22 protein-coding genes and 1 pseudogene are annotated in these 24,711 nt (G+C 59.9%); 9 read left to right on the top strand and 14 right to left on the bottom strand.

Annotated features, from left to right (window positions below; translation table 11 throughout):
• Window positions 1–211: 211 nt before the first annotated feature.
• The 10 genes from PBDP_RS11575 to PBDP_RS11530 form a co-directional block, all read right to left on the bottom strand.
• Complete coding sequence (locus tag PBDP_RS11575; RefSeq protein WP_212802264.1) at window positions 212–1,753, bottom strand: amino acid ABC transporter permease/ATP-binding protein; 1,542 nt, start codon at window positions 1,751–1,753, stop codon at window positions 212–214.
• 49 nt (window positions 1,754–1,802) lie between these two features.
• Entirely contained in the window at window positions 1,803–2,600 is a 798-nt protein-coding gene (locus PBDP_RS11570) for a transporter substrate-binding domain-containing protein (protein ID WP_109755259.1), read from the bottom strand.
• Between the two features lie 23 nt (window positions 2,601–2,623).
• The gene (locus PBDP_RS11565) at window positions 2,624–3,673 is read right to left on the bottom strand and encodes an isopenicillin N synthase family dioxygenase (RefSeq protein WP_109755260.1); all 1,050 of its coding nucleotides are present in this window, start codon (window positions 3,671–3,673) and stop codon (window positions 2,624–2,626) included.
• Entirely contained in the window at window positions 3,666–4,523 is an 858-nt protein-coding gene (locus tag PBDP_RS11560; RefSeq protein WP_109755261.1) for a sugar phosphate isomerase/epimerase family protein, read from the bottom strand. Before PBDP_RS11560 ends, PBDP_RS11565 begins: the two co-directional genes overlap by 8 nt.
• 391 nt (window positions 4,524–4,914) lie before the next feature.
• Window positions 4,915–7,185 carry a molybdopterin guanine dinucleotide-containing S/N-oxide reductase gene (locus tag PBDP_RS11555; protein ID WP_163854246.1) on the bottom strand — a complete coding sequence of 757 codons (2,271 nt, stop codon included), beginning with the start codon at window positions 7,183–7,185 and terminating at the stop codon, window positions 4,915–4,917.
• 189 nt (window positions 7,186–7,374) lie between these two features.
• Entirely contained in the window at window positions 7,375–8,163 is a 789-nt protein-coding gene (locus PBDP_RS11550) for an ABC transporter ATP-binding protein (protein WP_116832040.1), read from the bottom strand.
• Window positions 8,157–9,155, bottom strand: a complete 999-nt coding sequence (locus tag PBDP_RS11545) for an ABC transporter permease (protein ID WP_212802263.1) — start codon at window positions 9,153–9,155, stop codon at window positions 8,157–8,159. The genes PBDP_RS11550 and PBDP_RS11545 overlap by 7 nt, the downstream gene beginning before the upstream one ends.
• On the bottom strand, window positions 9,142–10,215 hold the full coding sequence (locus tag PBDP_RS11540) for an ABC transporter substrate-binding protein (protein WP_116832038.1): 1,074 nt from the start codon (window positions 10,213–10,215) through the stop codon (window positions 9,142–9,144). The genes PBDP_RS11545 and PBDP_RS11540 overlap by 14 nt, the downstream gene beginning before the upstream one ends.
• A 29-nt stretch (window positions 10,216–10,244) precedes the next feature.
• Entirely contained in the window at window positions 10,245–11,570 is a 1,326-nt protein-coding gene (locus tag PBDP_RS11535; RefSeq protein ID WP_212802262.1) for an LLM class flavin-dependent oxidoreductase, read from the bottom strand.
• Window positions 11,571–11,582: 12 nt separating this feature from the next.
• A complete protein-coding gene (locus PBDP_RS11530; protein WP_116832037.1) occupies window positions 11,583–12,524 on the bottom strand; it encodes an aliphatic sulfonate ABC transporter substrate-binding protein in 942 nt (313 codons plus the stop codon).
• 450 nt (window positions 12,525–12,974) lie between these two features.
• On the opposite strand from PBDP_RS11530, the gene PBDP_RS11525 reads away from it, so the two are divergent.
• The 8 genes from PBDP_RS11525 to PBDP_RS11490 all read left to right on the top strand — a co-directional run bounded on the left by PBDP_RS11525 (window position 12,975) and on the right by PBDP_RS11490 (window position 21,647).
• Window positions 12,975–13,709 carry an SDR family NAD(P)-dependent oxidoreductase gene (locus PBDP_RS11525; protein WP_109755268.1) on the top strand — a complete coding sequence of 245 codons (735 nt, stop codon included), beginning with the start codon at window positions 12,975–12,977 and terminating at the stop codon, window positions 13,707–13,709.
• 29 nt (window positions 13,710–13,738) lie between these two features.
• Window positions 13,739–14,575 carry a CmcJ/NvfI family oxidoreductase gene (locus PBDP_RS11520; protein ID WP_134923791.1) on the top strand — a complete coding sequence of 279 codons (837 nt, stop codon included), beginning with the start codon at window positions 13,739–13,741 and terminating at the stop codon, window positions 14,573–14,575.
• 334 nt (window positions 14,576–14,909) lie between these two features.
• Window positions 14,910–15,827 carry an ABC transporter substrate-binding protein gene (locus tag PBDP_RS11515; RefSeq protein WP_176688157.1) on the top strand — a complete coding sequence of 306 codons (918 nt, stop codon included), beginning with the start codon at window positions 14,910–14,912 and terminating at the stop codon, window positions 15,825–15,827.
• Complete coding sequence (locus PBDP_RS11510; RefSeq protein ID WP_249411851.1) at window positions 15,827–16,990, top strand: phosphotransferase enzyme family protein; 1,164 nt, start codon at window positions 15,827–15,829, stop codon at window positions 16,988–16,990. The genes PBDP_RS11515 and PBDP_RS11510 overlap by 1 nt, the downstream gene beginning before the upstream one ends.
• Window positions 16,987–17,871, top strand: coding sequence for a sulfurtransferase (locus PBDP_RS11505; RefSeq protein ID WP_109755271.1), 885 nt, complete (start codon window positions 16,987–16,989; stop codon window positions 17,869–17,871). Before PBDP_RS11510 ends, PBDP_RS11505 begins: the two co-directional genes overlap by 4 nt.
• Window positions 17,872–17,991: 120 nt before the next feature.
• Window positions 17,992–20,181: a TonB-dependent siderophore receptor gene (locus PBDP_RS11500; RefSeq protein ID WP_212802261.1), complete on the top strand. Its 2,190-nt coding sequence runs from the start codon at window positions 17,992–17,994 to the stop codon at window positions 20,179–20,181.
• Between the two features lie 35 nt (window positions 20,182–20,216).
• Window positions 20,217–20,843, top strand: coding sequence for a nicotinamide riboside transporter PnuC (gene pnuC / locus PBDP_RS11495; RefSeq protein WP_212802260.1), 627 nt, complete (start codon window positions 20,217–20,219; stop codon window positions 20,841–20,843).
• A 69-nt stretch (window positions 20,844–20,912) separates the two neighbouring features.
• Window positions 20,913–21,647: a UTRA domain-containing protein gene (locus tag PBDP_RS11490; RefSeq protein ID WP_116832032.1), complete on the top strand. Its 735-nt coding sequence runs from the start codon at window positions 20,913–20,915 to the stop codon at window positions 21,645–21,647.
• A gap of 153 nt (window positions 21,648–21,800) precedes the next feature.
• Here PBDP_RS11490 and PBDP_RS29905 read toward each other — a convergent pair.
• Window positions 21,801–21,941 (bottom strand): annotated as a pseudogene (locus PBDP_RS29905) (efflux transporter periplasmic adaptor subunit); the annotation flags it as partial.
• 53 nt (window positions 21,942–21,994) lie between these two features.
• On the opposite strand from PBDP_RS29905, the gene PBDP_RS11485 reads away from it, so the two are divergent.
• The gene (locus tag PBDP_RS11485; RefSeq protein WP_240337728.1) at window positions 21,995–22,441 is read left to right on the top strand and encodes a helix-turn-helix domain-containing protein; all 447 of its coding nucleotides are present in this window, start codon (window positions 21,995–21,997) and stop codon (window positions 22,439–22,441) included.
• A gap of 18 nt (window positions 22,442–22,459) precedes the next feature.
• Here PBDP_RS11485 and PBDP_RS11480 read toward each other — a convergent pair whose 3' ends face one another.
• The 3 genes from PBDP_RS11480 to pstB all read right to left on the bottom strand — a co-directional run bounded on the left by PBDP_RS11480 (window position 22,460) and on the right by pstB (window position 24,657).
• Window positions 22,460–23,104, bottom strand: a complete 645-nt coding sequence (locus PBDP_RS11480; RefSeq protein WP_502936864.1) for a hypothetical protein — start codon at window positions 23,102–23,104, stop codon at window positions 22,460–22,462.
• Window positions 23,104–23,802: a hypothetical protein gene (locus PBDP_RS11475; RefSeq protein WP_109755275.1), complete on the bottom strand. Its 699-nt coding sequence runs from the start codon at window positions 23,800–23,802 to the stop codon at window positions 23,104–23,106. Before PBDP_RS11475 ends, PBDP_RS11480 begins: the two co-directional genes overlap by 1 nt.
• Before the next feature lie 93 nt (window positions 23,803–23,895).
• On the bottom strand, window positions 23,896–24,657 hold the full coding sequence (pstB, locus tag PBDP_RS11470; protein ID WP_025214260.1) for a phosphate ABC transporter ATP-binding protein PstB: 762 nt from the start codon (window positions 24,655–24,657) through the stop codon (window positions 23,896–23,898).
• Between the last annotated feature and the right edge of the window lie 54 nt (window positions 24,658–24,711).

Below are 24,711 nucleotides of genomic sequence, written 5' to 3'. Positions count from 1 at the left end.
TAGGCTTACACCGGTTTCAGGACTAGGACCACCGAAAGCAACGGCCTCCAAACCTGTACGGACACCGCTAACTTGTGCCCAGGGAATGGGCGAGTCCATCGACCTGTTTTGCCAGGATTTCGAGGGTGAAATGTTCAATCGCGCGGGCACGCCTTGGTCCGAGAGCGATGTGATCACGATAAAGCGGATCGTTCGACCCAACGCGCTCGATTTAGCCCAGCAACAGGCAACGCTCCTCCTCTGATTCTTCCAACCCGATAAACCGTCGCACCCGTTGGGCTCCATGCCCTGCGCGGATCGCCTCTGGCGAGGCATCCAACTGCACGTTGCCGTTCTCCATGAAAATCACCCGGTCAGAGATCGACAGGGCAAATTCCATTTCGTGAGTGACAATCAGCAGGGTCATGCCTTCGCGAGCCAGGTCGGCGATCACCGTAAGTACCTCGCCGACCAGTTCCGGGTCCAACGCCGAGGTTGGTTCGTCAAACAGCAGGATGTCCGGGTCCATGGCCATGGCCCGGGCGATCGCCACACGTTGTTGCTGGCCGCCAGACAGTTGATGCGGATATTTGTGAACGTGGGCCAGCAGGCCGACCTTGTCGAGCAGTTGGCAGGCCCGTTGCTCGCTCAGTGCGCGGTTGACGCCATGATAACGAGGGGCGAGGCAGATGTTGTCCAACAGTGTCCGGTGTGGAAACAGGTTGAAGTTCTGGAACACCATGCCGATGCGCTGTACGCCCTGACGAACCCGACGCCCATCCGGTTTGTCCTCGGCATTAATGAAGCCCTCCCCGAACAACAGGATTTCACCCTGATCGATGCGTTCCAGGCCATTAATGGTGCGGATCAACGAGGTCTTGCCGGAGCCGGACGGGCCGATGATGGAAATCACCTGGCCGCTTTGCACCTTCAGGTCGATACCTTTGAGCACATGATGATCGCCGTAGCGTTTGTGCACGCCCTGCAGGTGCAGGGCCGGGGCCGCCCCTTTGGCTGGGAGGCTGACCTTGCTCGATACCCTAGGTGCCAGACTGTCACGCAGCACTTGTGTCGAGGCGCTCTCCAGGGTTTGCGGTGTACGCAGGTTCAGGTCCAGGTAACGTTCCAGACGCTGCAAGGCGAAACCAAACACTGTCACGATCAGCACGTAGTACAGGCCCACAGCCGCCAGGGTCTCCATGACCAGGAAGTTCTGGGCATACAGGCGCTGGCCGACAGTCAGCAGTTCGGTCAGTGAAATCACCGAGATCAACGAGGTCAGTTTGACCACCGTGATGAATTCGTTAATCAACGTCGGCAGTGAGATACGAAACGCTTGAGGAATGACGATCAGCCGTTGCACGCCAAGCAGCCCGAGTCCCAGGGCGCGGCCCGCTTCCTTCTGGCCCTTGGCGATCGAAATCAGCCCGCCACGATGAATTTCTGCCATGTAGGCGGCCTCAGTGACCACCAGCGCCAACAGACCGGAATAAAATGGCACCGACAGCACCGGCCCGGCACCGGGCAGCAACTGCGGCAGGTTGTAGACGAAGACCACCAGCACCAGCAGCGGAATACTGCGAAAGAACCAGATGTAGAGTGATGCGGGTATGCGCAGCCAGCGCACGCTCGACAGTTTGGCCGATGCCAGGACAAAACCCAGCAGCATGCCCAGGAACCAGGCCAGGGTGCTCAGTTCGATGACGGTCAGGCTCGCCGCCCAGAAGTCAGCCAGGGTGAACAGCGAAAAAAAGTAATCCCAATCGAATTGCATAGACACCTCGCGCAAGCCGCGCCCCCGATCGAGGGCGCGGTTTCAGGCATTACTCAGAGACCGGTTCCAGGTCGTACGCCTTGAGAATGGCGGCGTACTCGCCGTTGGCCTTGCTCTCAGCCAACGCCTTGACCAGCGCCTGATAGGTCGCGTCGGCGTCTTTCTTGACGTAGATGCCCAACGTTTGCGGGTAAACCAACTTCTGCGAGCTGACGATCACACGGCCGTTGGTACGCTGAGCGATCATGTGCGCGGCGCCGGCAATTTCCACTTGAGCCTGGATGTTCTTTGACAGCAGCGCCTGCGTCACCTCGGGTGCCGAGGGAAACTCACTGACGGTGATGGCACCCTTGTTGTTGGGGACGCAGTAGTCGCTGGACAACTGACGGAACTTGCCGACCCAGGTGGTGCCCTGCTCCAGCCCGATTTTCAGGCCACACAGGTCTTCGGGAACCTGCGGGTTCAGCTCACTGCCCTTGGGCACCATGATTGCCGCGCCGGTGTTGGCATAAGCAATGGTCCGGGCCTGGGCCTGGCGCTCCGGGGTGATGTACATGCCGGAGATGATTGCGTCGTAATGCCCGGCGTTGAGGCCGTTGAGCAGATTGGGAAACTTGGTGTCGACGAAGTTGGCCTTGACGCCCATTGCCTTGGCCAGAGAATGGGCCAACTCCGGGTCGGAGCCGACCACGTTCTTGTTGGCGTCATAGGATTCGAACGGCGGGTAGGTGATTTCCATACCGACCTTCAATACACCCGGCGTCGCGGTGCTGGCGAAGGCGGCACTGGCACAGAACAGACCAGCGGCGAGCAGACTCAGTCGGGTCAAGGCGTAGGGGGTTTTCATGATGGGAAGCTCCGTTGGTTTTTTTAGGAATGAGAGGCAGTGTTTTTCAGGCGACCGAAGCTCGATGGCTTGCGGGCTCGGGATGGCAGCTCAAGCTCGCCGTTCTCGACGCGTTTGCGCAGGTACTGATAGGTCTGCAGGGCTTGACTCCACATGTGTTCACCAATCGTTAGCTCCTCGTAGACCTGAGCGTCATTGATGAATGCCGGCAACGGCTTGATCAGCGTGTGGTAATCGCAGGCGTAAAACAGCGGGAAGCTATAGCGCTCCTGAGCCACCTTGCGCACTCGGTGAGCGGTGGCCACGAAGGTCCCGGAGGTCATGACTTCCAGCATGTCGCCGATGTTCACCACAAACGCACCGGGCATTGGCGGTGCATCGATCCACTGATCCTGGTCGTTCAGCACCTCCAACCCTGGCTGATCGGCGTGCAGGATGGTGAAGCACTCGTAGTCGGTATGCGCGCCGATGCCTGGAGCATCCACGGCAGTGGCGTCGAAGGGGTAATGGATCAGCCGCAGCTTGGAAGGCGGACGGGTGACCAGTGCGTCGAAGTAGCCCTCTTCCAGGCCCAGAGCCAGAGCGAAACCATCGAACAATCGACGGCCCAGGGCAAACACGGCCTGATAGTAATTTTGTACCGCAACCTGAAAACCCGGCACGTCGGGCCAGTGGTTCGGGCCCAGCAGCGGCGTTCGACTCAGGAATAGCGGATCGTCCACCGGCACTTCAAAACCGATGTCGAAGGCCTCTTTGTGGTCCGGCTTGCCCTTGGAGTACACCTCCTCTCCTTCGGGCACGAAGCCCTTGTGGCTTTCCGAGGCGCCGATGTAATGGCGCATCTTGGTCTCCAGGGGCTGCGCGAAATAATCCTTGCTCGCCTGGCGCAGGCCCTCGATCAGTGCCGGATCAATGCCGTGCCCGGTGATGTACAGAAACCCCACATCGCTGGCGGCACGACCCAGTTGCTCGGCCACGGCGAGGCGATGCTCCAGTTCGATACTGAAGAGGCCGGCGATGTTCACCACTGGAATGCTATTGAAGTTGGCCTGGGTCGGCGAAGTCTTATTCATGGCGGGCTCCTTCACAGGTAAAACGGTTGAAGTGTTCGCGCTCGGTTCGCGCCATCCACTGGTTCAAGGTCCAGAGATCGGCCACCGGCATGTTGGTGAAGGGCAAGTGATGCAGATACCCGTCGGCACCGAACTCCGGGGTCAGGGTGCTGACTGCATAGCCACGCTGAATTTGAGAAGCCCAGATCGCCTCCCAGTGATGCTGGTGAAACATCAGTTCACGGGCATATTCCGGAGCGGCGGGATGGGGAACTTGCGGGCCCTGGTCATAACCGACCCGAGCTTGAATGTGATGAACGCGCTCAACGAAGGACGACAGATCGTCGGCCGGGTCGTCCAGTAATCGCTCACAGCACACCACCCAATGGCTGATGTCACTGGTGAAACGCAGTTCCGGCAGTTGGCGAATCAGTTCCAGCGTCACCCAAGGGCTGTACAGGGAGCGGGCGCGGTGAGTCTCGAAACTGCAGAACACCCCATGCCTGGCGGCCAGTTCCAGGGCCTGACCGAAGAACTCGACCTGCTGCGCCAGAGGCCAGCGATCATTGCCCGCAAGCAGATTGACGAAACGGGGGGTCAGCTCCGTGGCCCAGCCGAGCTTGCGATCGATGTCGACCAAGTGCTGGGCAGGCGTAGCGCGCTGATCAGGCAGGACATCGTAGGCACTGAACAGGGTGCAGATGTAGGGGACGTGATTGCTGCGCAGGAAAGCGCCGAACTCGCCACGCTCATTGGCCTGCAGTGGCAGGCGTGCTTCGATCCCATCAAAACCGGCGACGAGCAGTTCATCCAGCGCGGATGAATGGCTGGCGGTATAGCCCCATAAGGTACGGAAAATCTCTAGCTTCATGCATTCCTCTCGACTGCTTCGGGCCACTAGCGGATTGGGCTGGTGGCGTTGCTGGGCAGTCGAAAAGGGGCTGCTGCGGGCTGCTGCTCTGATGGCGGCAGTCCCGTGTGGAGGATCCTAAGGCCATCGTGACAAATGATTGAATAGGCTGTAGCAAATAGTTAGTTCAGAAATCCATGAACTAACGCAAGGCGGGTTTCGCGGGAACGAAAAATGAGGCCAACACCTGCATGGCACTTACTTGACCTTCTTCGGTGTCCATTCCTCCTGACCAGTTCTTGCTGATCGACATGTGTTCATCAGCATGGGGTAAGGTTTAGGTCTTCGTTTCATGACACGCGGCTCAATCCTGCCCTGACACGCTCGACGACATCCCCAACAGCGACAACCGTCACGTCATCGACGGTGGCTCGAAAGCCGTTACAGGCGGCAACGCCTGATCCCACTTCACAATGTCCACCGAGGCGGTTTGCGCCGAACAGCCCTGGGACAGACTCGATGAGCCGACATCAGCGGTGATCATGTTCGGGTTGCCGTGTTTATCAAGGCTGTTTCGCTCACCGTTCACCAACGGATCAAACCAGGCACCCGTGGCGATCTGCACGACACCCTGGCGGATTCCATCGCTGACAATCGCCCCGGCCAGAAAAGCCCCGCGCTCGTTGAACACCTTGACCACGTCGCCATCGACAATACCCCGGGCGTGCGCATCCGCCGTGTTGAGGGTCAAGGGCTCACGCTGCCGGATTTTCGAGGAGCGGCTGTAGGCGCCGTGATCGTATTGGCTGTGCAAACGGGTTTTCGGTTGGTTCGACAGCAGTTGCAACGGGTACTGCGCCACCGGCTTGTCCAGCCACACTGGGTGACCGGGACAATCGGCGTAGCCAAAACTCGCGATGCGTTCGCAGAAGATTTCGATCCGTCCCGAAGGCGTCGGCAGCGGATTGGCCTCGGGGTCTTCGCGGAAGGCTTTGAGCAATACCGTATCGGTGTCGGGGTAGGCAATTTCGAACAGGCCATCTCGCCAGAACGTGTCGTAGTCCGGCAACTCAATCCCTTGCTCCTGCGCCCTGCCCCGGGACTCGTCATAGGTAAAGCGCAGCCATGCCTCGGCGTCACGCCCCTCGGTGAATGACTCACCGAATCCCAGACGCTCGGCGACTTGCGCCAGAATCCAATAGTCGTCCCGGGATTCGCCCACCGGCTTGATCGCTTGCCGCATTGCGATCATGAAGCGGTCCGACGCGGAGCTGCCGATATCGTTGCGCTCCAGGGCCGTCGTGGCCGGTAGCACGATATCCGAATACTTGGCCTGGGCAGTCCAGAACTGCTCATGGACGATGAGGGTTTGCGGCCGTTTCCAGGCCTCCAGCAGACGGTTGAGGTCTTGATGATGGTGGAAAATATTCCCCCCCGCCCAATAGACCAGGCGTATGTCCGGGTAATGCATCCGCTTGCCGTTATAGTCGAACGGGGCTCCTGGATTGAGCAGCATGTCGGTCACTCGCGCCACCGGAATGAAGTCTTTGACTGGATTGACCCCTTGGGAAAAGCGCGGCCCGGAAAACGCTTTGCGACCGCTGCCCGTGTTGTTCATGCAGCCATAGCCAAGGCCGAATCCGCCGCCAGGCAGGCCGATCTGCCCAAGCAGCGCGGCCAGCGTTACCGTCATCCAGAACGGCTGTTCGCCGTGCACCGCACGCTGCAAGGAATAGGCAATGTTGATCATGGTGCGCTGGCGGGCCATGCGCCGCGCCAGGTCGATGATTTGCGGTGCCGGGATGTCTGTCAGGGTCTGCGCCCATAACGGATCCTTGGGTTGGCCATCGACATGACCGAGCAGGTATTGGCGAAACCGCTCATAGCCGACCGTATAGCGCCGGACGAAGTCCTCATTGTGTAAACCTTCACTGACCAACACGTAGGCCAACGCCATCATCAGCGCCGTGTCGCTGCCGGGGCGCACCGGTAACCATTGATTATTTGTCGGCCCAACCAGGTCTTCGCGCAAGGGACTGACGTTGACGAACTGCACGCCGGCCTCGGACATCTTTTCGAGTGCTCGAGACAACAGATGCTCGCTGGCCCCGCCGGGGCTGGTCTGGGCGTTTTTCGCCGGCAGGCCACCGAAAGCGACAAACAACTCACAATGCTGCGCCAGGTTCTGCCATGAGGTATGCGCGGCCAGCAACCAATCCATGTTGCCGACGATATGCGGCATCAACACCCGCCCGGCGCCAAGGCTGTAGCTGTCCATGCTGAACACGTAACCGCCGAACAGATTGAGGAAGCGATGCAGCTGACTCTGGGCGTGATGGAAGCGTCCGGCACTGCCCCAGCCGTAGCTGCCGCCGAAAATCGCCTGGTTGCCATGCTCGATCTTGACCCGTTTCAGCTCCCGGGCGACCAAGTCCAGCGCCACTTCCCATGACACTTCGACGAAGGGTTCCTGACCGCGCCGCTCGGGGTGAGATCCGGGCTCGGCGAGGTAACTGCGGCGCACTGCCGGCCGCATGATCCGCGTCGGCGAAGTAATAGCCCCGGGAATCGAAGCACCGATGGGCGACGGATCTGAGTCCCATTCAACAGGTACCATCGCATCCAGTTTTCCGTCGACGACCTGCGGACGGTACGCGCCCCAATGCAGTGAAGTGAAACTCATGGCGCGATGAACTCCCAATGGAATACGGTCGATAGCACGCAACAGATCTGATGTGGGAGCGGGCTTGCTCGCGAAAGCGGTGTGTCAGTCGCCATCAATGTTGAATGTCAGTCCCTCTTCGCGAGCAAGCCCGCTCCCACATTTGTGCTCTGTTGTCCTGCAAAGAGTGCTCGGGCACTCAACCAATAATTACCAGCTCTCACCCAGCCCCAGCAACCCCATGATCTGGCGTCTCAGATCCACCAGATAAGGATCGTCGCGATGACGCGGATAAGGCCGTTCGATGGTCAATTGCGCTTTAATCGCTGCCGGTCGGTCACTGAATACGATCACTCGATTGGCCAGCAGCAAAGCCTCTTCAACATCATGGGTCACCAGCAGCGCGGTGTACCCCTGACGTTGCCACAAATCGATCAACTCTTTCTGCATGGCAATGCGGGTCAGCGAATCCAGCTTGCCTAATGGCTCGTCGAGAATCAGTAGCCGCGGTTCGTTGACCAACGCCCGAGCCAACGCGACACGCTGGGCCATGCCCCCTGACAGCTGCCGTGGATACGCTCGGGAGAACGGGCTGAGGCCAACTTTTTCCAGTGCCTCATCGACCTTGGCGGAATAGGTTTTGAGCAGGCCCTGGGCCTCAAGGCCAAGGGCGACGTTGTCCCATACGCGCCGCCACGGGTACAGCGTCGGGTCCTGGAACACCACGACCCGGCTCGGGTCCGGCCCCGTAATCGGCAGGCCATCAGCCAGCAAAGCGCCCGAATCGGCAGGCTCCAGCCCCGCCACCAGGCGCAACAATGTGGACTTGCCGCACCCTGAAGGCCCGAGCAACGCGACGAACTCGCCGGGCGCCACGTCGAGGGAAACCCGATCCAGTACCGGCAAGTGCTGACCGTCCAGGGCAAAACCGTGGCTCAGGTTGTCAATGCGCAGGGCCAACCCTGCCGATGCGGTTGCTGCGTGTGCCAGCGCTACCATTTCATCGCTCCTTTTTGCCAGGCCAACAACCGGTCACGGATCAGAAACAGCGCCGAGATCAACCCCGAGCAGGCCAGTGCCATGATCAACAATGCCGCGTACATATTGGTGTAGGCCGCCCAACCCTGGGCCCATTGCAAGTACCAGCCGATGCCAGATTTGACTCCCATCATTTCCGCGACCACCAGGGTCGAGAACGAGGCGCCCAACCCCATGAACAAACCGACAAACACGTGGGGCAAAGCGGCCGGGATCGCCACTTTGAAAATCAGAAAGCCCTGCTTCGCGCCCAACGTCCGGGCCACGTCGTAATAGGCTTTGTCGACACTGGCCACACCGGACCACGTCAACACCGTCACCGGAAACCAGGTTGCCAGAGCAATGAGAAAGACACTGGCACTCCAACTGGTGGGAAACAGAAAGAAGCACAGTGGCAACAGCGCCGTCGAAGGCACCGGCCCGAGAATGCGCAGGACCGGGTGCAACCAGTAGCCGATACTGCTCGACCAACCGATCGCAACTCCGGCCACAAAACCGGTCGCGGCCCCCAGCGCCACTCCACTTCCAAGCAACAGTGCCGAATGCAGCAAGCTGTCGGCCAGGCGTGGCCAGTCATCGACGTACACCGCGAGCAACGCTTGCGGCGGTGCAAAGAATGGCACCGGCAGCAGGCCCAGCTTGGCGGTGAGCAGTTCCCAGATGCCCAGCAGAATGGGCAGTGCGATCAACCAGGCGCCTGCTGCCCGTAGGCGCGTGGCGAGCTTCGCCGACCAGTGACCGACGATGCCCAGCAACCCGATCAATGTCGCCACGGCCAGGCATAGATTCGCCAGGCCTTGGGTCATCGGCCAAAGGCGCGTGGCGTTGGGCCAATAGCTGATCAACAACGCAACCGCCACCCATGCCGTCACCGCGACCGCACCTTGGCGCCAAAGCTTGAATACCCACGGCCTGGCGGATGCGGCCAACGTCGAAACATCAGCTGAAGACATCGGCGGTGATCTCCTTGGCGAACGCTCCGGCGTCGGTCCCCTGACTGATCACCTCCACGGTTTTCAGGTCGGTGACGTAAGTGGTGATCTCCTTAGTCAGCAACGGGCCAACGGCATGATGACCGTGGGTATGGTCGTGCAGGATCGCCTCGACTTCTTCGGTGGAGGTATTGAGCGCATAGGCCTGGAAACCCTTGGCCACGGCCTCGGGGTTTTTCACCGAGTAATCGTGGGCCTCGAGAACGGCCTGGGTCAGGGCTGCGACCACGCGTTTGTCCTCACGCACCAGTTTGCCGGTGACGCCGACGACGCAGCAGCTGAGGTTGGCGTACTCCTCGACCAGATTGGTGGACAGCTCCTGGGCTTTGCCGGTCTTGATCAGGCGGTACATGAACGGATCACTGCCGCTGACTGCCTGCACTTCACCACGCTCCAGCGCTGTGCCCAGCAGGTCGGCCGGGTACAGTCGCCATTCCACATCCCGCACCGGATCGATGCCGTGCTTTTTCAGCAGTATCGAGAAGAAGTTACGGTCCGGGCTGGCCATGTCGGTGACGCCGATGGTTTTGCCCTTGAGGTCTTCAAGCTTATGCACGTTGCCGTTTACTGCGCTGAGCAAACGCAGGCAACCGCCGTGAGTGCCGGCGGTGAGTTTGACGTCGAAGCCCTGCTCCAGCGCCTTGAGCCAGCGCAATGCCATGCCGACTCCAGCATCGGCCTTGCCGGTGGCGATGGCTTCAAGCAGCACTTCGGTGGAGTTGCCAAAGTTGACCAGTTCGACATCGAGGTTGTGCTTCTTGAAGAAACCCTGACCGTGGGCGATGACCACTGGCGCCAGACAAACCGCATTGAGGTTGACCGCCAGTTTCAGCGCGCGCGGGGCATCCAGGCGAATGAATTCGCCCGTGCCGGCGGGCTCGCTGGAGCTATCGATAACATGGCCGGCGTGCTCATCCGCCGCCCGGCTAAAACGCGGCAGCGACATCAACAACGGACTCGCCAGGGCAACACTGGCCAGCCCCAGCAGGTGACGACGGGTCAAACGTTCGAAAACAGCCATTCAAATATCCCTTTGGTTGGTAGAAGAGTTCAGTTCTTCAGCTCGCCGAGCCCCAGGTGCTCACGCAAGGTCGAGCCTTCATAAGCGCGACGGAACAAGCCTTTGCGTTGCAGATGGGGGATCACGCTTTCGACGAATTCGCTGAACGATCCCGGCAGGTAACCCGGCGAGATCACGAAGCCGTCGCAACCTTCGCCCTGGAACAGCTCGGCCAGTTGGTCGGCGATTTGCGCGCCGGTGCCCACCAGTTGCGGAACGCGAACGCTGCTGGCGAAGATCCGCCCCAGTTGCTCCAGCGTGGTCTCGGCACCCTGCATCAGTAGTTTTTCAGCAGCGGCCGGATGGATCAGCGGCGATTGGGCTATCTGCGCCAGCGTCGCGGATAACGGAAACGGTGACAGGTCGACATTGAGCTGTGAGGCCAGCGTGACCAGCCCTAATTCGGGACGTGCCAGTGCGTTGTGTCGATCGCGTTTGGTCCGTGCTTCGGCTTCCGTGCCGCCAATGAACGGCATGACCGCTGTCAGCACTTTGCAGCTGTCAGCCTCGCGCCCTTGTTGCACGACCTGCGCACGTACGTCGTCGCGGAAGGCGCGCATGGCGCTCAGGTGCGGATGAATGGTAAAGATCGCTTCCGCCCAACGCGCTCCGAAACGCCGACCGCGACCGGACGAACCGGCCTGGATCAGCACCGGTCTTCCTTGGGGCGTGCGCGGAATATTCAGGGGGCCTTCGACCTTGAACCACTCGCCACGGTGCTGCACCGACTGGATCTTCGATGGATCGGCCAGCTCCCCGCTTTCGCGATCGAGCTTGAGCGCGCCAGGTTCCCAACTGCGCCATAGCTTCAACGCCACTTCGACGAACTCGTCGGCACGGTCGTAACGCAGGTCGTGCTCCAGATGCTTGTCCTTGCCGAACAGCCGACCTTCGCTGTCGTTCATCGAGGTGACGATGTTCCACGCCGCGCGGCCCTTGGACAGGTGATCCAGAGTGGCGAACTCCCGGGCGATGTGCGCGGGTTCGTAATAGGTCGTGGAGCGGGTTGCACCCAGGCCGAGCTTGCTCGTTTGCCCGATCAGGTAAGACAGGATCGGAAGTGGGTCCAGGCGTGTCGCATCCTGAGCGCCATAACGCAATGCCAGATCCCGGGAGCCGCCCATTTGATCACCCACTGCGAGGCGATCGGCGAAGAACAGAAAGTCGAACAACCCCTCCTCCACGACTTTTGCGACGCGCGCGTAGTATTCGGGATCGAGGTAATTGCCGACGGTTTCAGGGTGACGCCAGACGGCGTGACTGTGAATGACAGGCCCCGTCAGCAAGAACGCTGACAGGTGAATTTGACGACTCATGCCAACGCCCCCCTACTTCGCCTTCGGCGTCCAGACTGCGATATCGGAAACCTTCAACGGCTTGGGCGTCAGCTTCGCCGCGTAATAGGTGTCAGCGATACGTTGCTGCTCGGCCAGTTCATCAACCTTGACCGGGACGATGTCATAGCTGCGGCGGGTATTGGCCAATTCCACGGTGGCGGAAGGAATGTTGCCCCACAACGGGCCGAGTATCTTCGCGGCCTCTTGTGGGTGCGCTTTGACCCACTGTCCCGTCTCGCGCAGGGTATCGAAGGTAACCTGCAACACGTCCGGGTGCGCGCTGGCGAACTTTGTCGTCGCCAGGTAGAAGCGGTTGTAGTCGGCCACGCCGTCCTTGCCGTCAGCCAGCACGCGCACGTGATGATCCAGTTGTTGGGTCGCCAGGAACGGGTCCCATATAACCCAGGCATCGACACTGCCGTTGGCGAATGCCGCCCCGCCATCCGGTGCTTCCAGGTAACGCGGGGTGATATCGGCGAGCGTCAAACCGGCTTTTTTCAACGCCGAAATCAATAGGAAGTTGCTGCCCGAACCTTTGGAAACCGCGACGGTCTTGCCTTTCAGATCGGCAACGCTGTGGATGGGTGAGTTGTCCGCAACGATGATGGCCTGGGCGCCAGGCGATGGGTTTTCTCGGGCGTAGTAGGTCAATGGCGCATCGGCAGCCTGGGTGAACAGCGCAAAGGCGTCGGCGACGTCGGCATGCAAATCGACACTGCCGGCGTTCAGGGAACTGAGCAGGCCGGTGCTGAATTCATGCCAGTTGACAGTGAAGCCCAAGGGCTTCAGTCGCTCTTCCAGTTGGCCGTTTTGCTTGAGCAATATCCATAAGGTCGATGAACGCTGGTAGCTGATATCAATGGCTTGTTGGGCATGTGCCCCGGCGGCGGCGAACAACAGGCTGGCGGCGATGATGAGTTTTTTAAACGTCATGAAAGGCCTTTATAGGGGGTGGGGCGGCGTGGCTGAGGGAAAAAACCGAGTCAGCAGTGTTGCGTCCAGCAAGACTCGAAGGTCGAGGCTGAAAGCACCAACGATTATATTAATGATGAAAGATTATGAAAGAATCATATAACGCTAAGGTTATTCCTGTTTAAGCGTTTGGTCCTGACGTGGGCAAGTGGGGCCGGTCAGCACAACGTAAAACTCCGTGTTCAAGATGATCCCGAGCATCGACGCGACGCGAGAGCAGGTTCGAGTTATTCATGAATATGACGACCATGAACTTGTTGAGCGCGGTGATGGGTCGCTAGCGGTGAAGGCTGAGCACTTACGTGGCCATCACAGTCACTAATCCGATCTATCGTTAGCGTCCAAAATTCTAATCTGCGATTTAAATAGGACGTTACAGTAAGTTCCTTCTTGCCCTTGAAGGACGCCACCATGTCATTAACCGCAGAAGTTGCCTGGGTAAACGGGGTCGGTGCTGTCGAAGGATTAGGCGCGGCGCTGGCACGACGATTCGCCAAAGGTGGATATAAGGTCGCCGTGAGCGGTCGCAGCCCCGATAAGCTCAAGGCCGTCGTCGAGAGCATCCAGGCACAGGATGGCGATGCGGTGGCGTTGCCGGCAGACGCAGGCAATGAAGCCGATATCCTGGCTGCGATCAAGGCTGTCAGGGAGCTTGGCCAACTGAAGGTCGCGATCTTCAATGTGGGTAACTCGGTGTCATCCCCCAGCCTTGAACTCAGCGCCGACCTGTTCGAACAAACTTGGCGAGCTTCGACCCTGGGCGGTTTTTTGTTCGCCAGAGAGGCCACCCGCGCGTTGCTTGAAAACGGTGGCGGCACATTGCTGTTCACGGGGGCCACGGCCTCCTTGAGGGGCAAGCCACCGTTCGCGGCGTTTGCAGCGGCGAAGGCCGGACTGCGCTCGTTGAGTCAGTCCTTCGCTCGTGAGTTCGGCCCGCAAAATGTTCACGTCGCGCACGTGGTGATCGATGGCGGCATCAATGGCGAACGCTTACGCAGCCATGCTCCGCAGCGTCTTGAGCAGCTAGGCGCCGAGGGCGCATTACAGCTTGAGGATATCGCCGAAGCTTACTGGTACCTGCATACACAACCGCGCAGCGCATGGACGCAGGAATTGGATTTGCGGCCGTTCAAGGAATCATTTTAAAGCGGCTCGCCTCGAGCCAAGGAGTTCTTATGGGAACCCATCAGCAAGACATTGCACCTGTATCCGTAATCGGCGAGCTCAACTATCTGCTGGACAATGGCATACGTCCGGTCAATTACGCATTCGCGCAGCCCGACGGCCAACCACAACGCACGGGTGTCCTGCAGCCGACTCGGGTCAATATTCATAACGCACGCCTGCTCGACACTCCCGCCACCCTCGATGTGCAAGGCTTTGAGCGAATCGAGCGTCCAAGTGCGGTGCCTGATCTGGAAGACGAAACGCAAGTTCGCCTGCTCTATTACCCCGAGGCTGACGCACTGATTCGCGAGCAAACGGGCGCCATCAAAACCGTGATCTTTGACCACACCATTCGTGTTGATCAGCCTGGCAGAGAGGCTGCAGGAATGCGCGAACCGGTGCGTTATGTTCATAACGACCAGACTGAGCGTTCCGCCGTGCGCCGTGTGCGCGATCACTTGCCCCCGGAAGAAGCCGAGCAACGTTTGCTCAAACGCTTTGCAATCATCAATTTGTGGCGTCCCATCGGGGGACCAGTCTTTACCACACCGTTAGCGCTGTGCGATGCCAGCACCATCGATCCTGCCGACTTCCTGCCCAGCGACCTGGTGTATCGCGACAAAGTCGGGGAAACTTTTTCCGTGCGCGCAAACCCGAATCATCGCTGGTATTACTACCCCCGCCTACGACCTGAAGAAGCGCTGCTGCTCAAGATCTTCGATTCGCGCACCGATGGTGTGGCACGAGCGGGTGCACACACCGCTTTCGATGATCCTTCTACGCCACGTGATGCCCCTCCAAGGCGCAGTATCGAATTGCGTGCATTGGTGTTCTTTGCCCACTAGTTCACGACCGTAGTTCTTCTCCCCTTCGGTGCGCCTTCACTGGCGCCCGCTCTCAGTCCTGATCTGTTGATCCGGGTTACGGCCGCCACTCGCCCGATCACCTAGCCGCATATTCGCGCACTCAGCCGCCTCCCGGGCGACATGATCACACCCGCAAAACCTACGAACCCTGGCGAAGCCAGGATCTGCGTGGCTTTGCTCCCGCGTTGAACATTCCAGGCATATCCATAGCAATAAAGGATATTGGTATATACCAGATTGCCTCGCTATAAATCGCCGCAATCAAACACAGTGCCTTGCGTCCATACGCGACGTCAGGCTGGAGTCGATAGCGATGATTTCTGTAAGGGTAATGCTGGAGTACTTTCATCCCTGGCCTAATTCGGCAGGTTTGTATCTGGCTCGCGAACGCGGCTGGTACCAGGAGGCAGGGCTGGATGTCGAGCTGGTGGTGCATGACCCTTGGCGCGGCGACACTCTGGATCATTTACTGTCCGGGGCTGTGCACTTCGGCGTGTTCCCCAGCAACCGACTGCTCGTACGCCGCAGTCTGGGGCAACCGTTGCGGGGAGTGGCAGCGATCAACCACCGTGGCCTGGAGTCAATCCAGACCCTCACCGATTCGGGTATCCAGCGGCCACGGGACCTGGTGGGACGGCGTCTGGCACTCAATCCCACCCCTCGCGGGCTGGCCATGGTCCGGCATTTGGTGCGGGTCGATGGTGGTGATCCCGATGCGCTAATCCTGGTAAATAGTGGTACCCGCGAACTGCGCCCCGAACAACTGGCTGCCGGTGTCGCTGATGCAAGTTTTGGCGGCTACTGGGCATGGGAAGCGCTAATGTCCAGCCCGGTCGAAGCTGAACGGCGCGTAGTCTGGCCGGTCGATGAGCTCGGAGCACCGGCTTATCACAGCTACCTGCTGGGCGCCCATGAGCGGACGCTGGAAACGCAACCCGAACTGACTCGCGCCTTCCTGGCAGCCACCGCCCGAGGTTACCTGGCCACTGCTGCCGATCCCGCCAGCGCCCTGCAAGCCTATGAGACTGTCACCCCCTATTTTCCCCGTGAGCTGCTGGCGGAATCACTGCAGAAGATCGCCCCGACCTGGTTGCACGAGGGCGCCTGGGGCCGGCAACGGGATGAATTGCTCAAACCTTACGCTCACTGGCTGCAAGACAACGGCGTGCTTGACGATGCCGAAGCATGGCGCCAGGCAACCAGTAACGCCTACTTGCCGGAGACGGTCTGATGGCCACCGTCGAAGCCTTGATGGTGCACGGTTTGAGCCACGAGCCGGTGGCTGCGGACTGGCCGCCACTGGATACCCGCGATGTCGAACAACTGTTGCTCGGCTACCCGCAACTCGGGCCGCTACTCAGCCTCAATTGGCATAGCCCCCGACCATTTTCGGCGGCCAGCCTGGTACAGACTCGCGCCGCAACGGTGTTCATCAAACGCCACCATCAGCGAATTCGCACCCCCGCTTGGCTGAGCGAGGAGCATCGGTTCATGGCGCATTTGCGTCAACGTGGTGTACCGGTGAGTCAGGTATTGGCCGACCGCAACGGCGAAACGGCGGTCGCCCAGGGCGAATGGACGTATGAAGTGCATGGGCTGGCGGAAGGTCAGGATCTGTATCGCGAGTCGTTGTCCTGGACACCGTTTTTCAGTCAGCAACACGCCTGGTCCGCCGGCGCGTCCTTGGCCCGATTGCACCTCGCCGCCAAGGACTATCAGGCCGCACCCCGCCAAACCCCGATGCTTCTGGCTAACTTCAAACTCTGCACCTGCCAGGATCTGCGTGCCAGTCTGCAAAAGGCCATACACCTGGACCCCGTACTCACCGACTACATGAGTCAGCACGACTGGCGCGGCGAATTACTGCCGCTGCTACTGCCCTGGCATCGCCAGTTGCAACCGTTGCTTGGCCAGCAGCCCGGGTTATGGACCCACAACGACTGGCACGGCTCCAATCTGCTATGGAGCTCAAGTGCCGTCGACGCAGCGGTGAGTTGCGTGCTGGACTTCGGCCTGTCGGACCGCACATTCGCCCTCTTCGACCTGGCCACAGCCATCGAGCGCAATGGCATTCCCTGGCTGGAGCTGGACGATGGCGGCAGTGCCCAGGCCGCGTTGGATGACATCGATGCCTTGCTGGATGGCTATGCCAGCGAAAAACCCTTGTCCTCGGCCGATCTACTGACGCTGGCAGCCTTGTTGCCACTAGTCCATGTGGATTTCGCCCTGTCCGAAATTGCCTATTTCCAGGGTGTGGTGGGTTCCACCGCCAGTGCCGACGTGGCGTACCACGCCTACTTGTTAGGCCACACGCGCTGGTTTTCCACTGAACCGGGCCAGTCTCTGCTCGATCATTTACGGCGCCTTGCCTTAACCAGGAGTTCTGGATCATGACCGCCACCGCAGCCCCCATCCTGATCAGCCCCGAAACGCTAGTCGGGTACATGGCCGATCCCGATCTGCGAATTCTCGATGCCAGCGTCGAATTGCCGACGCCGCGTTTCGATCAGGATTATCGCGTCGCCAGCGGCCGCGACGGTTGGCTCCAGGCCCATATACCCGGTGCGCTACACGCGGACCTGCTCGAAGAACTGGCCCAGCCTCAGGCCTCATTCAGTTTTGCCCTGCCCTGCGCCGATCACTTCGCCAGCGCATTGGCCAGACTGGGCGTCGGAGCCAATAGCCACATCGTGATTTATGACCGCACCGACGGCTTCTGGGCCGCGCGTCTGTGGTGGATGCTACGCAGCGTGGGCATTGCGGCTCAGGTGCTGGACGGCGGTTTCAATGCCTGGCGTGCTGCCGGTTTGCCTCAGCGCCAGGGCAATGAATCACCCGTGCCAATGGCCGAACTGCGGTTGCAGCAAAGCCCGGGGTTCTGGATTGACCGTCAAGGCGTGCAGGCAGTGCTGGCCGGCGAGCGTCCCGGGGTACTGGTCTGCGCCTTGTCCTCAGCCTTGTTCAGCGGTACCGCCCCAAGCCGCTACGCCCGACGCGGGCATATTCCCGGTAGCCTCAATCTGCCGGCCCGTAACCTGCTGGACCCACAGGGCAAATACCTGCCGAGCACGCAACTGAAAGACCAACTGGGTGACGAGCTGCTCAAGACGCCAGCCCCTCTGGTGCTCTATTGCGGCGGCGGTATTTCAGCTGCCGCAGTGGCCCTGGCGATGACACTGGTCGGACGTGACAACGTCCTCTTGTATGATGGCTCGCTTCAAGAGTGGGCCGCGGATTCAAACTTGCCAATGACCACCGGAGCAACTCCGGCCTGACGCCCCCAGGGCACACATCGCTTTTTCCTGTATTAACAGCACGGCTCGTTCCTGGAGCGCGCCTGGGCACCTGTGCCCGGTGTTCGCCTGTCTCGGGATCGCAATCGTCGAGGAGTATTCATGGATATGCTTTACCGGACGTCCCGCGAGGGAGTATCCGCCCCACGATTCACGCTCAATCTTCTGACCCTGAGCCTGCTGCTGGCCAACACGGTGCATACCGCGCAGGCCGCCGACACCGAACTTCCGGCGGTGACCGTAACGGGCGAGGACACCTCTGGCTATCAGGTCAAAAGCGCTTCAGTTGGCGGTTTCGATGCCACGCCATTGCTGGATACACCGGCGTCGATTTCGGTGATCAACGAGACCTTGATCAACGACCAACAGGCTCGCCTGCTCAGTGAAGTTCTGAAGAACGATGCCTCGGTGGGTGAAAGCTACGCGCCGGTTGGCTACTACGAAAACTTCGTCGTACGTGGCTTCTCCCTGAACTCCGCCAGCAGCTACAAGATCAACGGCCGCACCATCACCGGCGAGCAAAACGTCGGGCTGGAAAACAAGCAACAGGTTGAAGTACTCAAGGGGCTTTCCGGCTTGCAGAGCGGCGTCACCGAGCCTGGTGGACTGGTCAATTACGTGACCAAACGGCCGACCGATGTGCGTTCGGTCACGGTGGCCACTGACGATCGCGGCAGCGGCTACCTGGCGACAGACGTGGGAGGATTCTTCGGCAGCGAACAGCAGTTCGGGCTGCGTGCCAACGTGGCTCATGAAGACCTGCATTCCTACGTCGAACATACCAATGGTCAGCGCGACTTCGCCTCCCTGGCCTTCGACTGGAACATCAGCCCCGATGCCCTGCTGCAACTGGATGCCGAGTACCAGACCAAGGAACAACGCTCGGCACCGGGATATCAATTGCTCGGCGGCTCCAGCCTGCCACACCATGCCTCACCGAAAAAACTGCTGGCACACCAGAGCGGCTCGAAGCCCGTTACCACCGATGCACTGAACCTCAACGGCAGCTTCGAATATCGTTTCAGCGACAGTTGGAAAGGCAACATCAGTGCAGCGCGCAGCCGTGTGGTGATCGATGACTACAGCTCGTTCGCCTGGGGCTGCTACGGCTCCGCCAGTTGCGCCGGCGCGGCTGTGCCCAACTACTTCAGCCCGGAAGGCGACTACGACATTTACGACTTCCGCAGCCCTGACGATACCCGCCGCAATGACGAGGTACAGGCTGTCCTCAATGGCGTCTTCGACACCGGTGGCCTTGGTCACGAACTGAGCGTAGGCACCAGCGCGTTTCGTCGCGTGGTGGATAAACGCGACGCCATCAACGTGATGATCGGCAGCGCCAATATCGATAGCGAGCCGGCAGATTTCGCACGCTACGACGGTCCGCTCAACGACTCTTATCGACGCCTGGACAGCCGCCAGTACGGGCTGTTCTTCAATGACCGGATCAGCTTCAACGAACAATGGCAGACCGTGCTCGGCGGGCGCGAAGTGCGTCTGGATGAGGAGACATTCGACAGCCAGGGCGATACCACCCGACACACTCAACGCTACGTGTTCCTGCCCCAGGCTGCACTGATCTACAAGCCGGTGCAGAACCTGTCGCTGTATACCCGCTACAGCAAGGGCCTGTCACTGGGCGGTGAAGCGGCGTGGTTCACCACCAACGCCTATGAAATCCTCGCGCCCACCGTATCCCGGCAGATCGAGGCGGGCATCAAGTATGACTGGCAACGTATCAGCCTGACCGCAGCGCTGTACCAGATCCGCCAGGCATACCAGTACTCCCGGCCGAATGACGACGGCACGTTCACCTTCACCCAGCAGGGTGAACAGAAAAACACCGGACTGGAACTCTCGGCCAATGGCTGGGCCAGTCAGCGCCTGCAGATTTCGGCCAGTGTCGCGGCGATCCGTGCACGGGTCAGCGACAGCGGCACACCGGCCTATGAAGGTCACCAAGCGATCAACGTGCCGACACTGCGCGCCAGTCTCTACGGTGACTACGCCCTGCCCTGGGTCGAGGGGCTTGCCCTGCTCGGCGGTGTGCAATACAGCGGCAGCAAATACGCCAATCGCCAGGGCGAGGTCGAGACTGGCGCCTACGCCATCTTCAACGTTGGCAGCCGCTACAGCACCCGTATCGACGGTTACGACACCGTGTTCCGACTGACCGTCGACAACCTGTTCGACAAACGCTACTGGCGTGACGCCGGTGAATACATGGGCGATGGCTACCTGTTCCAGGGCGCACCACTGACCGCCCGCTTGAGTGCCTCGATCAACTTCTGATAGCTCCCCTTATCGCTTCAGTTGAGGAACACGTTATGTCCGATCTTGAAATCATCGCCGTCGTGCTCAACATCCTCGGCGTCTGGCTGACCGCCCGGCGCATCCGCTGGTGCTGGCCTGTCAGTGTGCTGGCGGTGTTGCTGTATGCCTGGATTTTCTATCAGGCCAAGCTCTACTCCGACACGCTGTTGCAGGGCATCTTCGCCCTGCTGCAAGGCTACGGCTGGTGGCGCTGGAGCCAGGGCGGCCTGACCCATGGCAAGGTCCGGGTGGCCAGGCTGCCCTTGCGTGAGGGATTGCTCGGCCTGCTTTTCGGCGCGCTCGGTGCCGTGTTGCTCGGCGCCCTGATGTACGGCTTCACCGACGCCGCAGTGCCCTGGCTCGACGCGCTGCTGACCGCCTTCAGCCTGGTGGCGAGTGTCTGGGCGGCACGCAAGTACGTGGTCAGTTGGTGGCTGTGGATCGTCCTCGACTGCCTGTATGTCGGCCTGTTCCTGTTCAAGGACTTGCGCCTGACGGCCGCGCTGTACGCAGGCTTTGTGCTGCTGGCGGTGTATGGTCTGCGGACCTGGCAACGGGATCTGGCGCGCCAGGGGCTGCAACCGGATGCCGGTGACAGTGTGCTCGCAGACAACTCGACGGCTGGCGAGCCGATTCGTTAGTGTAAGCAGCTTATCGATGGCGTCCACGGACGCCCTCCCTCATCGATCCGCCAACGGACGCACTACCGAATGCCTTTCGATCCTCTTTCACCACACTACCAGCGGATTCGCGAGCAGATCGCCTACGACATCGCCGCAGGTACGCCCCAGGCCGATGAAAAATTTCCCTCCGAGCGAGAAATGATCGAACGCTTCGGTTGTACCCGGGTGACCTTGCGCCAGGCGCTGCAACAGCTGGAAGCCGAAGGTTTGGTGTACCGGGAAAACCGTCGCGGATGGTTCGTCAGCCCGCGGCGAATACGATACGACCCCACGCGAATCAGCGGCTTCATGGACTATGTCAGTGCCCAAGGCCGTACACCGCGAACCGAATGTCTGCAGGCCGAACTGCGCCCTGCCGGCGCCTGGCTGGCCAGACGCATGAGCCTGAGTTCGGAAGATGAGCCGGTATTTTTCCTCCAACGTCGACGCTGGATTGATCGGCGCCCGGTGCTGCTGGAGTTCAACGCACTGCTGGCGAGCTGGTGTCCGGGCTTGCTCGACGCTGATTTGAACACCTCCCTGACTCGGGTCCTGCGCGAGCGCTTTTCGCGGGTGCAATCACGCTGCGAGCTGGAGATGCACATCGGCACCGTCAACGAGGATCAGGCAGAACTGCTGCAACTTTCCCCAGGCTCGACCAGCGTCTACCTGGAACGCCTGAACTTCGGCGAAGAGGACCAGGCCGTGGAGTTCGACCAGGAATTCTGGCGCCCCGACGCACTGTCGATCGTGATGGAGACCCGTTATCCAGGGAAGACTTGACTCAACAGGCAAGCCGCACGGCCAGGAATGCGCGCGGGATCGCCTTGATTGATCGCGGCACGCGCGTTCCTGTGGTGCAACCTACGAAGGTCCACTTCGATGTAGTGAACACGGTGAGGGACTTTCGCAGCGTCAGCGCCTGACAGGGAATGCCTAGCGAGCCAGGTATTCGGGGGGGATGATCTCGACACTCGCTGTCATACCTGCCGCCAGCTCAACGCCTGGTGGCACCCTATCGATGTGGATACGAACCGGAATCCGCTGCGCAAGACGCACCCAGGTAAATGTCGCCGCCAAAGCTACCCGAGGAGTGCTGCACGCTGTCCATCTCCCCAATGATCCGGGAAATGGTTAACCGGTTGGCTCGTGAGCCTGCCGATTATCCTTCGGTTGGCCATGCCGCCAGGCTTGCACGAGTGATCCTCGACGAACTGGTCGAAATGCCGCGTGAGCGCTTCAACCTACCCATCTCCGGCAATCCTAAAATTCGTGCGATAGCAAATGCACTGACGCTCGAGCCTTCCGACCGCAGTACGTCAGCCGAATGGGCGAAACGCGTGGCGATGAGCGAGAGGTCGCTGTCGCGATTGATGATTCGTGAGACGGGCCTCACGTTTGGACGCTGGCGGCAGCAGTTGCACCTTGTCGTTGCGCTGCGAGAACTGGCCAGTGGTGCGAAGGTGCAGAACGTTGCGGCCGAGCTGGGCTATAGCTCGGTCAACGCCTTTATCACAATGTTCAAAAAAGGCACTAGGGAACACGCCCGCACGGTTGAGCAACTGCACTGCAACTAGTAGCGGAGTCGTACCACCTTAACTGAGAGGCTCGAGGAAAGCGTCTGCCCGTTGTTGCACCGACTCTTTCTGTCTGAACATTTGCTGCCAGGCGAGCTGCGCCTGGACAATGGCGACCGCCTCCAGGACTTTCTGCGTCCAGCGGTCATCCTCCGGATGCACCACGACAACGCGAAACCCATGATCCTTGCCTTCAATCTGCACGCCCTCGGAATCATCGACATGCAAATCGATATCGAACGCCGGCGGATATTTCGAAGGCGCATTCAACATCCCATGCACCGTCAGGGCACGGTTGTGCAGCACGCTGTTGACCACGCCGTCGACGCGGATGCCGTACAGCAATAGCCAACGCCGGATATAGGACGGCGTGCGCCCGGACGACGTGTAGACCCAGATACTGCAGCCCTGGCGGCGCAGCTCTCGGATCAGGGGGCGTGTGCCCACGCGCAACGGCTCACCCAACCAACGATGAACGCAGGCCGGCAGCCTGCTCTGCTCGACGGCACAATGGTGAAGTTGGCAGGCGAGCGTGTCATCGATATCGAATGAAATTCGTATGCGTTGCCGCTTGAACAACCGCGTCGGCATAGCACGGCGGATGGCCTGCCCTACCCGGCTGCCGAAGGTTTTGCACCTGGCGAACGCTGGATACCCGCTCATCAATGGCCACCTTGATAAATGGGCAAGGACTTGTCCTTGAGAAAAAACTTCATGGGATCGGGCGCCTGTTCTTCTAAAAAAGCTGCGTATTTTTTCTTGATCTTGGGCAATTCGTACAACGCCTTGACGCCGTGTTTGGCGGAGTTGCGTATGACTGAGGACGGATTGAAGTAGCCCTTTGCGTTTTCCAGCGTCAACACGAAAGGAGGCAAACCCGCACGCATGAGCAAATAGCTGACGATGAGCGAGCCACTGCGGTTGTTACCTTCGATGAACAGCTGCGGCTTGCTGAGAATGCGTACATAGACGCCGGCCGCACGCTTCCAGACTGATTCGCTGCGATACGCACAATACCAGTTGTACAAGTCCTTGATGCCTCCCTCAACATTGTTGAAGAAATGCGCCTCGGTGGCTGCCAGGTGCTGGGCGTATTCCAAACGGCGCGCCGGATCTCGGCCACACAGCACCGTGGCATTGATCTCCAGCATCAGGTTCAGTTGCTGAAGATCGAACAGGTCGACGCCGCGGGCAACATAGTCGTCAACCAATGCATAACCTTCAAGCACATTCTGCAGCACTTCGTCAGTCAAGGGGTCGCGTGGCTCGGTGAAGTACCGGCTCAGCTCGACGAAGCGGCCCTGAACTTCACGCAGTGCGCGTTCAATTGCAGGTAAATCAAGGCGGTGCGTAACAGGCATTGGTGCTCCTTGAAAACGTTTGGCAAATGTCTACCGGATGCCGCCAAATCCGTTTGGCTTCTGCAGGTATGCGGCCTTGACCGGATGTGATGCTTAGCTGAACTTGCCGCTGATGTAGTCTCCCGTCATCTGTTCACGCGGGTTGTCGAAAATCTGCGTGGTCGGGCCCATTTCCACCAGATAGCCGGTTCGCGTGCCCTGGGAAATGTCCACCGAGAAGAAAGCCGTGGTGTCGGCGACGCGGATGGCTTGCTGCATGTTGTGGGTGACCAGCGCGATGGTGTAGTCCTTCTTCAACTCCACCATCAGTTCCTCGACCCGCCGGGTAGCGATCGGGTCGAGCGCCGAACACGGCTCATCCAGCAGCAGGACTTCCGGCTCGGTGGCGATGGCGCGGGCAATGCACAGTCGTTGTTGCTGGCCACCGGAGAGCGACAGGCCGCTGACCTTGAGCTTGTCCTTGACTTCGTCCCACAGCGCGGCGCCTTGCAGCGCATGCTTGACCCGGTCGCCGATGTCGCCTTTGTAGCGATTGAGGCGCAGACCAAACGCGACGTTGTCGAAAATGCTCATCGAAAACGGGTTCGGCTGCTGAAACACCATGCCGATGTAGCGGCGCACGACCACCGGATCAACGCCCTTGCCGTAGACGTCCTGTCCGAGGAAATGCACGTGGCCCTCGAAACGGAACCCCTTCACCAGGTCATTCATCCGGTTGAGGCTACGCAACACGGTGCTCTTGCCACAGCCGGAAGGACCGATGAACCCGGTGATCTTGTTTTTTTCGATCGGCACATGGCTGTCACGTACCGCCATGAAGTTGCCATAGAAAATCTTGTCCAGTTTGCAGTCCATGACTACAGGCGCCTGGGTGACAAACGGAGCGGCTATTTGCGCAGTGGATACGTT

This window comes from Pseudomonas sp. St290, assembly GCF_018325805.1.
Lineage (GTDB): Bacteria > Pseudomonadota > Gammaproteobacteria > Pseudomonadales > Pseudomonadaceae > Aquipseudomonas > Aquipseudomonas bijieensis.
This window is presented reverse-complemented; position numbering and strand designations above follow the sequence as displayed.